This window comes from Streptomyces sp. NBC_01390 (assembly GCF_045040105.1).
Classification (GTDB): domain Bacteria; phylum Actinomycetota; class Actinomycetes; order Streptomycetales; family Streptomycetaceae; genus Streptomyces.
This window is the reverse complement of record NZ_CP109551.1, coordinates 7,483,890-7,497,573: the sequence shown is the minus strand read 5'-3', so window position 1 is coordinate 7,497,573 and position 13,684 is coordinate 7,483,890. Positions and strand designations below refer to the sequence as shown.

The window sequence follows — 13,684 nt, the reverse complement described above, 5'->3', positions numbered from 1 at the left end:
CAACCACTACACTGATCGTCATGGAGGACGAGGTCGATCGGCTGGTCGCTGCGTGGCGCCGGGAGCGCCCGGACCTCGACGTGGAACCACTCGAAGTACTCAGCCGGGTCAGCAGGCTGGCCCGGCATCTGGACCGTGCGCGCAGGCTGGCGTTCGCCGAGCACGCCCTGGAGCCCTGGGAGTTCGACGTCCTGACCGCGCTCAGGCGCGCCGGAGACCCGTATCAGCTCTCCCCCGGCCAGCTCCTCACCCAGACGCTGGTCACCTCCGGCACGATGACGAACCGCATCGACCGGCTGACCAAGAAGGGCCTGGTGGAGCGCCTCCCCGACCCCACCGACCGTCGAGGGGTGCTGGTCCGGCTCACGACGGAGGGGCAGGACAGGGCGGATCAGGCGCTCGCGGGTCTGCTGGACCAGGAGCGCGCGATCCTGGCGGAACTCTCGCGTGGGCAGCGAGGTGAACTGGCCGGGCTGCTGCGCCAGTTGACGGCGCCGTTCGACAACATCCCCGGCTGACCGTCGGGATGGGCCGGCCGGTCAGGCGCTGCTGCTCTCCTCCACCGTGATGCGCCCGCCGTGGCCCAGGTCGACGGGTCCGACGCCGGCCCGCCGGGCCAGTGCGACGGCGGCGAGGGTGGAGTGGACGCCGAGCTTGCCCAGCACGTTCTGCATGTGGGTGCGCACGGTGTGCGGGGAGAGGAACAGCCGTTCGGCGACGGCCTTGCGGCCCAGCCCGGCGACCATACATCGCAGCACCTCCCGCTCCCGGGGCGTCAGCGACTCGACGAGCCGTTCACTCTCGGTGCGGTGCTTACGGGCGGCGGTCAGCTCTCGCAGCACCCCGGTGAGCAGGGCGGGCGGCAGATGCGTCTCGTCGCGCAGTACGCCCCGTATGACGGTCAGCAGCCGGGACAGCGAGCAGTCCTTGGCGACCCACCCGGAGGCACCCGCCTGCAGAGCGAGCGCGGCCCTGCGGGGGTCGTCCTTCTCGGCGAGGACGACGGTCCGGACGTGCGGATGTCCCGAACGGACGCCCGCGACCAGCGAGATGCCGTCGACCAGGCCCTCCGCGTTGCCCTCCTGCACGGGCACCGCCGGACGCGCCCCGGGCATGTTGCCGCCCAGCTCGGAGTCGACGAGCAGGACGTCGAACCGGCGGCCCTCGGCCACCGCGCGCTCCAGACTGCGCAGCGCGGCGGGACCGCTGCCGGCGGCGGAGACGTCGACGTCGGGCTCCGCGGCCAGTGCGGCGGCGAGCGACTCGGCGAAGATGCGATGGTCGTCGACGACCAGGACTCGGATGCGAACCACTGAAACCCCCTTCCCCGAGCTCCTCAGGAGCTGGGGACACCCAATCGTCGGGGGGACAACCCGTGCGGACACGACGCCCGGAGCAATCCCCGGCTGCTGTTGCCGGCCTCGAACGGGGCTGCCGCAGTCACTGACGCGCGGCAGCCGCCGTGCGATGACTGCTACCCCCACTCCGGGCGTCGTACCCGGCTGTCTCGCCCCCTGATCAGCACCGGCCCCCACCGGTGCTGTTCATCAGGGTACGGCTGGGAGGCAGGAGCGGAAGGTAATTCGCAGAACTGATTGGCCAGCGCGTTTATGGTGTGCCGCATGTTTCGTATTGAGACAGAAGTCGACAAGGAATGGCTCTCTGTTCTCCGCGCGCGGTTGCGCGAGGCGAACACGGCGGCCTCGCCTGTCCTGCGCGCCCTGCGCGGCACCCCCGCCGAGCGTGAACTCCCGCTCCAGGTATGGGCGTTGGACGAGGAGGGAAACCTGGCCGGCGGCCTGGTCGGCCACACCTGGACCACCTGGCTGCACGTGACGTACCTCTGGGTCGACACCCGCTACCGGGGCAGGGGCCTGGGCTCCCACCTCCTCGCGGAAGCGGAGCACGCGGCACGGGAGGAGCGTGCGTGCACGAACGCACGCCTGGAGACCTGGGACTTCCAGGCACCGGATTTCTATCGCAGGCAGGGGTACGAGGTGGTGTGCGTGATCCCGGACTATCCACCGGGGGTCACGGAGTACACGCTGACGAAGAGGCTGGGTACCGTCGCACCCGGCTGACCGTCAGACCTCCTTGAGCGCTTCCGGCGAAAGAGATACCCGAGGTGCTGCGGGGGATGTGCCGGGCCCGGGGGTATCTGCAGGGCGGACCTAGTGGGCCCAGGGCGGGGTGACGATGCTGCCGTCGGACAGTTCGGCGCTGAGTCCGACGCTTGTGGTGACCCACATGTGCGCGGGCCGGTCGGTGGTGTTGGTGACTGCCAGTTCGGAGCCTGCCGGGGCCACCGCCGCGTCACCGGCGCCGAGTTCGGCGCTCTCGCCGCCGATGGTGAGCCGGAGGCTGCCGGACAGGACGTAGAAGGACTCCTCGTGACTGATCGTGTGGGCCACACCCACCGTTCCGGCGGGGATCTCGGCGCGCCAGGCGGTGAGGTCGCGGCTGCCCGTGTCCGGGCGGATGTAGGAGACGAAGCGGGCACCGTGGATCTCGTGAACGGCGGCCTCGCTGCTGCGAACGAAAGACATACCAACCCCCCATAGACAACCTACTTGTCCATAAAGACAAGCAGGTTGACGAGTTATAGTCAACCCATGGATGACGCCCTGGCCTTCTCCGCACTCGTACTGGCCCTCTCGGGGCAGTTGGTGCAGGAGATCCACGACCGCGTGTCCCAGCAGGGATTCGAGGACCTACGGCCGGCACACGGCTTCGCCTTCGTCCGGATCTCCCTGGGCGACGCCACCACGGCCGACGTGGCCGAGCACCTCGGGGTGACCAAGCAGGCCGCCGCCCAGCTGGTCGAGGACCTGGTCCGCAAGGGATACGTGGTGCGCCGTCCCCACCCCCACGACGCCCGCGCGCGGCTCCTGGAACTGACCGAGACCGGCTGGGCCGCCACCCGCGCCGCCGACCGGGCGGCCCGGGCCGCCGTCGCACCGATGCGAGAGACACTGGGCGAGCCCCGCTTCAGCGAACTCGTCACCGCCCTGACCCGCATCGCACCCTCGGGGCCCGTCCGCCCGGCCTGGTGAACCAGTGGGCCGCCTGCCCGGACTGCCGCGGATCGCGGTCAGGGGCGGTACGGGTGGGTGAGGTTCATGGGGGTGTGGGCGATGTCGGCGGCGGGCTGGGGGAACCGGGGGCCCGCGACGTAGATATACGTTCGTCGAGACCGCTCTCCTCGGCGAAGTCGGCGAGAGCCGTCCACACCCGGCCGGAGCGGACGAGGCGCCCTTGGACGGTCTGGGCCTGCTGGTGGTAGGCGGTGAGATTGAAGCGGACCCAGGTGGAGACATCCTGCCGGGGTGTGTAGTGGGTACCGCGGTCATTGAGTTGGCGGTAGCACTCCCAGGTGTTGCCGGGCCGCCCGAGCCGGCTCTCGATGGAGGAGAACTCCGGGGCGAGGACACCTTCCCTGGCGATCATGAGGTGTCGCCGCGCCCCGTGCCGGGGGTCCGAGGGCGGAGCCTCTCCGCCCTCGGACCTCACACTCTCGCCACTGTCACCGCACCCGCCTCGCCCCCGCCGAAGGCACCGCCGCGAACACCCGGGGGGCCGTGTACCCGGCTGCGCCGAATGACTGTTCCACTGCCTTGCCGATGCGGTCCGCGTCCTCCGCCTCGACCAGGACGATCGCCGAGCCGCCGAAGCCGCCGCCCGTCATGCGGGCGCCCAGGGCGCCGGCCTCGACCGCGGACTCGACCACCAGGTCCAGCTCCGGGCACGACACCTGGAAGTCGTCGCGGAGGGAGGCATGGCCCTCCGTGAGGATCGGGCCGATGGCGCGGGTGTCGCCGCCCGACTTCAGCAACTCCACCACCCGCTCCACCCGGTGGTCCTCCGTCACGACGTGGCGCACCAGACGGCGTACCTCCTCGTCGGCGCCCGCGTCGGCCAGCCGGGTCAGTGCCGCGTCCAGGTCCTCGTACGGCACATCCCGCAGCGCGTTCACGTCGAGGAGTTCCGCGCCCTGTTCGCAGCCCGCCCGGCGCTTGCCGTACTCGCCCTCGCTGTGGGAGTGCTTGACCTGGGTGTCCACGACCAGGAGGGTCATGCCCTCGGCCGCGAGGTCGAAGGGGATCTGGTCCTGGGAGAGGTCCCGGGTGTCCAGGAAGAGGGCGTGCCCGCCGGTGCAGCACGCCGACGCCGTCTGGTCCATGATGCCGGTCGGAGCGCCCACGTACACGTTCTCCGCGCGCTGGCACAGGCGGGCCAACTGCCAGCGTTCCAGGCCGAGTTCGTGCAGGTCGTTCAGGGCCAGGGCGATCACGACCTCCAGCGCCGCCGACGACGACAGGCCCGCGCCCGTCGGTACCGTCGAGGTCAGGTGGATGTCCGCGCCGGTCGCGACCGACTCGTGGCCCGCGTCCAGCAGCGCCCAGATCACGCCCGCCGGGTACGCCGTCCAGTTCTTGTCCGACTCGGGGGCCAACTCCGCCACCCGCAGCTCGGTGACACCGCCCTCGATGTCCGACGAGTGCAGGCGTACGACACCGTCCGTGCGGCGGGAGACCGCTGCCACCGCCGTGTGCGGGAGGGCGAAGGGCATGACGAAGCCGTCGTTGTAGTCGGTGTGTTCGCCGATCAGGTTGACGCGGCCCGGCGCCGCCCACACTCCCTCCGGTGCCGATCCGTACAGCTCCTCGAATACCTCGGCAACCTCGGCGACATCCGCAGTCGTCATGCCCTCTACCTCTTGCCTTCTCGTACGTTCCAGTACCGCTGGTTACCGCTACTTGTCGCTGTGCTGCCGCTGCGCGAACTCCCACGCGTCCGCGACGATTCCGGCCAGGTCGGACCGGGTCGGGTTCCAGCCGAGGCGGGTCCGGGCCCGGTCGGCGGAGGCGACCAGGACGGCCGGGTCGCCTCCCCTGCGCGGGGCCACGACCTCGGGGATCGGGTGCCCGGTGACCTGACGGACCGTCTCGACGACCTCGCGGACCGAGAAGCCCTCGCCGTTGCCGAGGTTGCAGATCAGGTGTTCGCCCGCTGTGGCGGCCGTGAGGGCCAGCAGGTGGGCGTCCGCCAGGTCCGCGACGTGGATGTAGTCCCGTACGCAGGTGCCGTCGGGGGTGGGGTAGTCCTCGCCGTAGACCGAGATCGCGTCCCGCTTGCCCTGGGCGACCTGGAGGACGAGGGGGATCAGGTGGGACTCGGGGTCGTGGCGCTCGCCCTGGGTGGCGTACGCGCCGGCGACGTTGAAGTAGCGCAGCGACACCGCGGCCAGGCCGTGGGCCGTCGCCTCGCTGGTGATCATGTGGTCGACGGCCAGCTTCGAGGCGCCGTAGGGGTTCGTCGGGGAGGTCCGGGCCGTCTCGACGATCGGGGTCTCCTCCGGTTCGCCGTACGTCGCCGCCGTGGACGAGAAGACCAGCTTGCGGACGCCCGCCTCGCGCATCGCCGTGAGCAGCGCCATCGAGCCGCCGACGTTGTTGTCCCAGTACTTCTCGGGCTTGACGACCGACTCGCCGACCTGGGAGGAGGCCGCGAAGTGGAGCACCCCGTCGAAGGAGGCGTCGAGCCACTTGGCGGCGTCCTTGATGTCGCCCTCCACGAACGTGGCACCTGCCGGGACGCCCTCCCGGAAGCCCGTCGAGAGGTTGTCGAGGACGACGACCTCGTGGCCGGCCTCCAGCAGGTGCTGGGCGACCACCCCGCCGACATAGCCCGCACCACCGGTGACCAGGTACTTACCGCTCATGAACTCGCTACCTCTCGCAGTCGCTGGGCCGCGGATTCCGGCTGGATGTCGTTGATGAACACGCTCATCCCCGACTCGGAGCCCGCGAGGAACTTCAGCTTGCCGGAAGTACGGCGAATGGTGAAAAGCTCGAGGTGGAGACCGAAGTCGTCGCGGCCCACACCCTCGAACTCCTCCAGCGTGCCGAACGGCGCCTGGTGCCAGGCCGCGATGTACGGCGTCGGCGGTTCACCTTCGCCGAAGATCCGGTCGAAGCGCCTCAAGAGTTCCAGGTAGACCTTGGGGAACTCTGTGCGGGCGTCCTCGTCGAGAGCGAGCAGGTCCGGCACGCGGCGGCGCGGGTACAGGTGCACCTCGTACGGCCAGTGGGCGGCGTACGGCACGAAGGCCACCCAGTGGTCGGTGGCCAGGACGATGCGCTCGCCCGCGAGTTCCTTCTCCAGGATCGAGTCGAAGAGGTTCTCGCCGCCCGTCGCCTCCTTGTGCGCGGCCACCGAGCGGAGCATCAGGGCCGTACGGGGGGTGGTGAAGGGGTACGCGTAGATCTGGCCGTGCGGATGGCCGAGGGTGACGCCGATCTCGGCGCCGCGGTTCTCGAAGCAGAACACCTGCTCGACCGCGGGGAGGTGCGACAGCTCGGACGTGCGGTCGGTCCACGCCTCCAGGACCAGCCGGGTCTGCTCCTCGGTGAGGTCGGCGAAGGACGAGTTGTGGTCGGAGGTGAAGCAGACCACCTCGCAGCGCCCGGAGTCGCCGGCCAGGGAGGGGAAGCGGTTCTCGAAGACGACCACGTCGTACGACGAGTCCGGGATCTCGCTCAGCCGGTCGCCCTGGGTCGGGCAGAGGGGGCACTCGTCGGCCGGGGGGTGGTAGATGCGGCCCTGGCGGTGCGAGGCGATCGCCACGTCATCGCCGAGCAGCGGGTCCCGGCGCACCTGCGACGTGGTGACCGTGCGCTCCAGGGGCCGCCGGTCCACCGCGTCACGCACCGTGTCGTCGCGCAGGTCGTAGTAGATGAGCTCACGACCGTCGGCGAGCCTCGTCGAGGTCTTCTTCACGCCGGACTCTCCATCCGTACCAAAAACCTAGCTTCAAACAGAACCGAACACATTAAATCATAAATCCACAACCACCGATATGGCTAGAGAGGTCGTGAACGGGTGCCGTGAACGGATGCCGTGACACAGGAGCGGAGCCGGAGTTCACGGGAACTCCGGCTCCGCGGTCCGAGGAGAGCTGCCTGGTCAGAAGTCCGGGCCAGGAGGTGAGTGCTGCTGCACCGGGCCCGCCCGGTCCAGCAGTCCCGTACGGGCCGCCAGCGCCGCCGCCTCCAGTCTCGACCCGACCCCCAGCTTCATCAGCACCCGCTGCACATGCGTACGGGCCGTACTGGGCGCGATCCCCATGCCGGCCGCGATCAGCCGGGTGTCCTCACCGTCGGCGACCCGGACCAGGACCTCGACCTCCCTCGGCGTGAGCAGCTGCAGCAGGCGCTGCCCCTCGTCGTCAGGCTGGGCGGCGGGGTTGAGGAGTTCGCTGAACGCGCCCTGCAGCAGCTGCGGGGAGACCGCCACCTCGCCCGCCCTGGCCTTCATGATGGCGCGCTCGACGCCTTCTATGCGCTCGTCGTGACGTACGTATCCGGAAGCGCCCGCGGCGAAGGCGGCGGCGATGCCGCGCGGACTGGGCACCGGGCCCAGCACCAGGACCGCCACCTGCGGACGCTCTCGCTTGATCCGTACCACCGGGTCGAACATGCCCGGCTCGGCCGGTGTGGCCGTGCCCAGCAGGCACACCTCCGGCGCGCGTGTGATCACCAGTTCCGCCGCGCCCGCGGCGGGCGCCGCCGCGGCGAGCACCCGGTGCCCGCGCAGCTTCAACGCCGAGGCGAGAGCCTCGGCGAGCAGTCGGTGGTCGTCGACCACCATCAGCCGCACTCCCATCGAGCCACCCCCCAGTCCCCCCAACGGTTGTCCCTTCTGGATGCCCATTGGTCCCCACGGACGGGAGCCCCCCGGCTCCCCCCGCTTCTCATGACCCCGGAAGCTACACGCTTGTTCGACGTTGCGCTTCCCCTACTGGAGAGAAGTGCCCCGGATCGTCGAAAATCCTCTCATTCGAGGGTGATGAGTAGTACGTGCCCGACCCCGCCCCTGAACAGGGACGGGGCCGTCAACGGCAGCGGTCGGCGATCATCCGATCGTGTTCGGTTCGTGTGCGGTCAGTTCGTGTGTGGTCAGTTCGTGCCGTACGCGATCGCCAGGTACCTCTTCTCCCCCGTGGCGGAGGGCTTGTGGGCGTACACCTGGGACATGTAGAGGCGGCCGTCGGCGTAGATGAGCTCGGCGTACTCGGGCTGCATGCCGAACTCGATCTCGCGGACCGTCTTCGTCGCCGGGTTCTCCATCAGCTTCGTCTGCGCGAAGGAACCGCCGTCGATGCTGACGACCTGACCGCCCTTGTCGTAGGGCGGGCGCTTGTACGCGATCACGTTGCCGCCGTCCATGGTCAGCGGGGAGATCGAGTAGCCGTCGCCCGCGTCGGCCCGTTGGCCGTCCAGCTTGCCGGTGCCGAGGTCGAAGGCGACGATCTCGTTGGTCTTGCTGTACTCGCCGGTGCCGTCGTGGTCCTCGGTCGGGAGGTACAGCCTGTCGTTGCCGACGGCCAGCTTGGTGCAGTACTCGATCCTGGTGACGCCCTCGCACTCGGCGGCGTACCGGTCGCCGGGCGCCGAGATCTTCGTACGGAGCCGGCCGGTCGTGTTGTCGATGGAGAAGAAGTCCGAGATACCGCTGCCGTCGCCCGCCGAGCGGTTGACGTCGGCGGCCACGACGAGCGGGTTCGTCGACACCACGCTGGCGTCCTCGATGCCCTTGGCCATCGCGTACTCGGAGAGCACCTTGCCGGAGACCGGGTCGATGGTCTGGATGTTCAGCTGCCGGGCGCCGTAGGAACCGCACTTGCGTACCGCGACCAGCTTCTCGCCGCCGCCGTAGCCCGCGTCGTAGCAGGCGTCGGCCGGCTTCGGGGCCCAGAGGGCCTTGCCGGTGATGTCGAAGGCGGCGCCGCCGCTGGTGCCGCCCACGGCGACCGTGTTCGCGCTGACCGTCACGTTGTCGAGGTTGATCACCTGGTCGCCGGTCTTGACCGTCCGCGTCCACAGCTTCTTGCCCGCGCCGAGGTCGATCGCCGCGACCTGGCTGCAGCCGTGCGAGGGCTTGTCCTTGGTCGGCATGGCGGGCTCGTACACGATCGCCGTCCGGTGGTCGGCGGTGGCGTGACGGCTCGCCTCGCACACCGGGCCGGGCAGCGGGACCGTCCAGAGCTTGGTGCCCTTCACGGGGTCGTATCCGACGATCTCGGCGCGACCGGTCTTGGCGTACACCGTGTCGGTGAGCCAGGACCCGACGACGGTGGTGCTGTTCTCGTCGGCGCTGACGACGGGCTCGGGGACCTGGAAGAGGACCTTGGAGGCGGTGTTCGCGGGTGCCTTGTCCGTACCGCCGTCGCCACTGGTCTCCCCGGTGCCGCCGGTGCCGCCGGTCGTGCCGGAGGCGTTGTTCTTGTCGTCGCTCCGGCCGTCCTTGGAGGAGGAGTACCAGACACCGCCACCGATGATCAGTGCGATCGCGGCGACGGCCGAGACGATGATGACCGCCTGCGCGTTCGACTTCCGTCCAGGACTTCCAGGAGAAGGAGGTTGAGGCGGATAGACGGGGTGGGGCTGCTGCTGCGGGTAGCCGTACTGGGGCTGCGGCGGCTGGGTGTACGGGTTCGGCCCCTGGGGATAGCCGTAGCCGGGGGGCGGCGGAGGCTGGTTGGGCGGAGGCGGGGGCGGCGGCTGGGTCATGACGTGGGTACCTCGGGAGCGGAGAGAAGAAGAAGGGGAGGGGAGAACTGGGGAGGGGGAGCGCGGGGAGAGGGCTGGGCCTACTTGCCGTAGGCGAGCATCAGTTTCTCCTTCAGCTCGTCCTTGCCGCTCAGCCTGGTGGTGGAGAGGAAGAAGCGGCCGTCCACCCAGTCGTACGCCTTGGAGTAGAAGCCGTTCTCCACCTTGGCGGCGCCCGCCGGGTTCTGGAGCAGCTTCTTCGGGGTGTGGCTCGCGCCGTTGACGGGGATCGACACGACCTGGCCGCCTGCGTCGTACGGCGGCTCGACGTACGCGACGAGTTCGCCGCCCTCGACCTTCATCGGCAGCATGGGCTGCTCGGCCGGTGACTTGACGCGCCACTTCTCCTTGCCGGTGGCGAGGTTGATCGCGACGACCTCGTTCGCCTCGGTCGGGAGATAGAGGGTGTCGGCGTCGGTGGCCACGCCCTGGCAGCCCTGGAGGTCGCGTTCGAGGATCGCCCAGCCGCACACGGGGGCGAAGGACTCGTCGACGGAGACCTCGGAACGGAAGGTGCCGTCGTCCTTGAGCGTGGAGATGTTCCACGACTTCTTGTCCTCGTTGGTGAGGTAGAGGACGACAGGGTCGACGGAGTAGGTACGCCCGACCGCCCAGCCCTTCGGAATCGGCCGGGTCCAGCGGGCCGCGCCGGTCTTCGGGTCCAGTTCCTGCACCTCGTCGTGTTCCGTGGAGGTGGACGCCCCGCAGGACGACACGACGATCAGCCTGGCGCCGCCCGCGAAGGCGGCGGGGAAGCAGGCGGCCCCGTACTTCACCTTGTCGAACAGTTTGGCGCCGGTGTTCAGGTCGTACGCCGTGCCGGACTGCGAGCGCCCGACCATCAGCGTCGTGCCGGTGACCGACAGCTCCACACTGAGCGAGCTGTCGAACAGCGCCCCGTCGGCGACCTCACCGCTCCAGCCCTTCGCACCCGTGTTCAGGTCGAGCAGCTGGAGCTTGTTGCACTTGGCCCGCTCGCTGGCCCCGCTCATATAGGCGACCACGATCTTGTCGTCGGCCGACTTCTGCGGAGTGACGGCGCAGATCTTCTGCGGGAAGGTGATCGGCCCCCACGCGGTGCCCCCGTCCCCGACCCGGAACGCGAACACCTCCTTGTACGCCGTCTTCACGGCCACCTTGTCGGTGATCCACATGCCGTCGGCGTTGGCGCCGGAGGCGGGTGCGTCCGGCGCGTCCTTGGACCACAGCACCTTCGCGTCGCCGGCCTTGCGCCCCGCGTTGAGGTTGTCGGGGTCCGCGCCGGCGGTACCGCCGCCACCGTTGTCGTCGTCGCCGGCGGCGGGGTCGGCGGGGCCGGAGGCGGGCGCGGAGAGGTCGGGGCCGGCCTGGCCGCCTCCCGAGCCGGGCTTGTCGTCGCCGCCACCGCTGGTCACGGCGTACACCGTGCCCCCGATGACGAGCAGCGCGGCGACGGCCGCTACGAGCATCAACGCGGGCCGCCCCTTGAAGGGGCCGCGGGAGCCGCCGCCGGGCGGGAGCTGCGCCGGGGGTACGGGCGCGCCGGGGAACTGCGGGGGCTGCGGGCCGGGGTAGCCGTACCCTGGCGCGGCGCCGTACGCCGGGGGCTGGGGGGCGTAGGGGCCGGACTGGCCGCCGTACGGGCCCGGTTGGGCGTAGGGGCCGGGATGCTGCGGCTGGCCGTAGCCCGGCTGGGGTGTGGGCGGGGCCGGTGGCAGGGGTGGCGGCGCGCCGTGCGGCATGGGGGGTGGTGACCCGTACGGCGTGGCCGGCAGCGCGCCCGGTGCCACGCCCGGGGGCCCGCCCTGCGGTACCTCCGGTGACGGTCCGAAGCCACCCTGGGGCGGGCCCTGGGGTGAGCCCTGGGGTGGTTGGCTGGGCGGCTGGGTCATCAGCGCGTTCCCCCTTCAGCTGACTTTTAGCCACGCCCTGAGGTACCCGAAGGGCGCGCGGACGCACTCGGCAAGGTCCTCAGGGGAGTTCTCAGAGGGCTCTTTCTACCACTCCGTGGCCACCCCGCACCTGACTGTATCCGCCCTGTCCGCCTCTGTTCCCAAGGGCGAACAGGCCCGTGATACCGCCGTTATGCGTGTTCACGCGCCCTTCACGCCACGTCTGCGAACTCCACGCCCTGGCCGCCTTCGGCTATGGCCCTGGCCGCCGTCGGCTATGCCTCGTCCGCGAGTTCCAGCCACCGCAGTTCCAAGTCGTCGCGCTCGCCGGAGAGTTGGCGCAGCTCGGCGTCGAGCTTGGCGACCTTCTCGAAGTCGGTGGAGTTGTCGGCGATCTGGGTGTGCAGCTTGCTCTCGCGCTCGGACATCTTGTCCAACTGCCGCTCGATCTTCTGGAGTTCCTTCTTGGCGGCGCGGACGTCGGCGGCACTCTTCTCGGTGCCGGCCCTGGTCGCGGCGGGGGCGGACTGGATCGCGGCAGCGGCGACCTCCTCCATCCGCTTGCGCCGCTCCAGGTACTCGTCGATGCCGCGCGGCAGCATGCGGAGGGAGGCGTCGCCGAGGAGGGCGAAGACCCGGTCGGTGGTGCGCTCGATGAAGAACCGGTCGTGGGAGATGACGACCATGGAGCCGGGCCAGCCGTCGAGGAGGTCTTCGAGCTGGGTGAGGGTCTCGATGTCGAGGTCGTTGGTGGGCTCGTCGAGGAAGAGGACGTTGGGCTCGTCCATGAGGAGACGCAGGATCTGCAGCCGCCGCCGCTCACCACCGCTCAGGTCCCCGACCGGGGTCCACTGCTTCTCCTTGCCGAACCCGAACGTCTCGCAGAGCTGTCCGGCGGTCAGTTCGCGCCCCTTGCCGAGGTCGACGCGGTCGCGGATCTGCTGCACGGCCTCCAGCACCCGCAGGTTCGGGTTGAGCTCGCCGACCTCCTGGGAGAGATAGGCGAGCTTGACGGTCTTGCCGACGGCGACGCGTCCGGCGGCGGGCTGCTTCTCGCCGTCGCTGCGGGCGGCCTCGGCCATGGCACGCAGGAGGGAGGTCTTGCCGGCGCCGTTGACCCCGACGAGCCCGATGCGGTCACCGGGGCCGAGCTGCCAGGTGAGGTGCTTGAGGAGCACCTTTGGCCCGGCCTGCACGGTCACGTCCTCGAGGTCGAACACGGTCTTGCCGAGCCGGGTCGAGGCGAACTTCATCAGCTCGCTGGTGTCGCGGGGCGGCGGTACGTCGGCGATCAGCTCGTTGGCGGCCTCGACGCGGAAGCGCGGCTTGGACGTACGGGCGGGCGCCCCGCGTCGCAGCCAGGCCAGCTCCTTGCGGACCAGGTTCTGCCGCTTGACCTCTTCGGTGGCGGCGATGCGCTCACGCTCGGCGCGGGCGAAGACGTAGTCGGTGTAGCCGCCCTCGTACTCGTACACGTCGCCCTTCTGCACGTCCCACATGCGGGTGCAGACCTGGTCGAGGAACCAGCGGTCGTGGGTGACGCAGACGAGCGCGGAGCGGCGCTCGCGCAGATGCCGGGCGAGCCAGGAGATGCCCTCGACGTCGAGGTGGTTGGTGGGCTCGTCGAGGACGATCAGGTCGGGCTCGTCGATGAGCAGCTTGGCGAGCGCGATCCGACGCCGCTCACCACCGGAGAGCGGCCCGATGACGGTGTCGAGCCCCTGCGGGAACCCGGGGAGGTCGAGCCCGCCGAACAGCCCGGTGAGTACGTCCCTGATCTTGGAGTTCCCGGCCCACTCGTGGTCCGCCATGTCACGGATGACCTCGTGGCGGACGGTGGCGGTGGGGTCGAGGGAGTCGTGCTGGGTGAGCACGCCGAGACGCAGGCCCCCGGAGTGGGTCACACGCCCGGTGTCGGCCTCCTCCAGCTTGGCGAGCATCCGGATGAGGGTGGTCTTGCCGTCGCCATTACGACCCACGACCCCGATCCGGTCCCCCTCGGACACCCCGAGCGAGATCCCGTCGAGCAGGGCACGGGTCCCGTACACCTTGCTGACGTTCTCGACATTGACGAGGTTGACGGCCATTTCGCTCCTGAGGTGGGGTGGATCGACCTTCCAGGGTAGTGGGCGGGGTGGGTGGGGTGTCGGGGGTGGGTTCTGCAGGGCGGGGGCCGCCCTCTCACCGGCGCCTGCGGTCGGG

At 70.1% G+C, this 13,684-nt stretch carries 13 protein-coding genes; 3 read left to right on the top strand and 10 right to left on the bottom strand.

All coding sequences use genetic code 11. The features are described from left to right. The first annotated feature begins 20 nt into the window (after nucleotides 1–20). Nucleotides 21–518 (top strand): MarR family winged helix-turn-helix transcriptional regulator, encoded by a 498-nt coding sequence (locus OG241_RS33875; protein WP_044473481.1) that lies wholly within the window; start codon nucleotides 21–23, stop codon nucleotides 516–518. A 21-nt stretch (nucleotides 519–539) separates the two neighbouring features. Here OG241_RS33875 and OG241_RS33870 read toward each other — a convergent pair whose 3' ends face one another. Next, nucleotides 540–1,313: a LuxR C-terminal-related transcriptional regulator gene (locus tag OG241_RS33870; RefSeq protein WP_405820779.1), complete on the bottom strand. Its 774-nt coding sequence runs from the start codon at nucleotides 1,311–1,313 to the stop codon at nucleotides 540–542. 297 nt (nucleotides 1,314–1,610) lie between these two features. Between OG241_RS33870 and OG241_RS33865 the strand changes: the two genes are divergently transcribed. Next, nucleotides 1,611–2,081: a GNAT family N-acetyltransferase gene (locus OG241_RS33865; protein WP_405826552.1), complete on the top strand. Its 471-nt coding sequence runs from the start codon at nucleotides 1,611–1,613 to the stop codon at nucleotides 2,079–2,081. A 90-nt stretch (nucleotides 2,082–2,171) separates the two neighbouring features. On the opposite strand, the gene OG241_RS33860 is transcribed toward OG241_RS33865, so the two are convergent. Continuing rightward, nucleotides 2,172–2,546, bottom strand: a complete 375-nt coding sequence (locus OG241_RS33860) for a cupin domain-containing protein (protein ID WP_405820777.1) — start codon at nucleotides 2,544–2,546, stop codon at nucleotides 2,172–2,174. A 66-nt stretch (nucleotides 2,547–2,612) separates the two neighbouring features. Here OG241_RS33860 and OG241_RS33855 point away from each other — a divergent pair, with 66 nt between their 5' ends. Continuing rightward, nucleotides 2,613–3,053, top strand: coding sequence for a MarR family winged helix-turn-helix transcriptional regulator (locus OG241_RS33855; RefSeq protein ID WP_405820775.1), 441 nt, complete (start codon nucleotides 2,613–2,615; stop codon nucleotides 3,051–3,053). Between the two features lie 64 nt (nucleotides 3,054–3,117). On the opposite strand, the gene OG241_RS33850 is transcribed toward OG241_RS33855, so the two are convergent. From OG241_RS33850 to OG241_RS33815, 8 genes are all read right to left on the bottom strand, one after another. Continuing rightward, complete coding sequence (locus OG241_RS33850; RefSeq protein ID WP_405820774.1) at nucleotides 3,118–3,447, bottom strand: hypothetical protein; 330 nt, start codon at nucleotides 3,445–3,447, stop codon at nucleotides 3,118–3,120. A gap of 76 nt (nucleotides 3,448–3,523) precedes the next feature. Further along, nucleotides 3,524–4,705 carry a galactokinase gene (gene galK, locus OG241_RS33845; RefSeq protein WP_405820771.1) on the bottom strand — a complete coding sequence of 394 codons (1,182 nt, stop codon included), beginning with the start codon at nucleotides 4,703–4,705 and terminating at the stop codon, nucleotides 3,524–3,526. A gap of 48 nt (nucleotides 4,706–4,753) precedes the next feature. After that, the gene (gene galE / locus OG241_RS33840) at nucleotides 4,754–5,722 is read right to left on the bottom strand and encodes a UDP-glucose 4-epimerase GalE (RefSeq protein WP_405820767.1); all 969 of its coding nucleotides are present in this window, start codon (nucleotides 5,720–5,722) and stop codon (nucleotides 4,754–4,756) included. Next, complete coding sequence (gene galT, locus OG241_RS33835) at nucleotides 5,719–6,780, bottom strand: galactose-1-phosphate uridylyltransferase (RefSeq protein ID WP_405820765.1); 1,062 nt, start codon at nucleotides 6,778–6,780, stop codon at nucleotides 5,719–5,721. Before galT ends, galE begins: the two co-directional genes overlap by 4 nt. 186 nt (nucleotides 6,781–6,966) lie before the next feature. Further along, on the bottom strand, nucleotides 6,967–7,665 hold the full coding sequence (locus OG241_RS33830) for a LuxR C-terminal-related transcriptional regulator (protein WP_405820763.1): 699 nt from the start codon (nucleotides 7,663–7,665) through the stop codon (nucleotides 6,967–6,969). Between the two features lie 293 nt (nucleotides 7,666–7,958). Beyond that, a complete protein-coding gene (locus OG241_RS33825; RefSeq protein ID WP_405820761.1) occupies nucleotides 7,959–9,572 on the bottom strand; it encodes a PQQ-binding-like beta-propeller repeat protein in 1,614 nt (537 codons plus the stop codon). Between the two features lie 80 nt (nucleotides 9,573–9,652). After that, nucleotides 9,653–11,482, bottom strand: a complete 1,830-nt coding sequence (locus tag OG241_RS33820) for a PQQ-binding-like beta-propeller repeat protein (protein WP_405820759.1) — start codon at nucleotides 11,480–11,482, stop codon at nucleotides 9,653–9,655. A 275-nt stretch (nucleotides 11,483–11,757) separates the two neighbouring features. After that, complete coding sequence (locus OG241_RS33815; RefSeq protein WP_405820757.1) at nucleotides 11,758–13,569, bottom strand: ABC-F family ATP-binding cassette domain-containing protein; 1,812 nt, start codon at nucleotides 13,567–13,569, stop codon at nucleotides 11,758–11,760. Nucleotides 13,570–13,684: the final 115 nt, after the last annotated feature.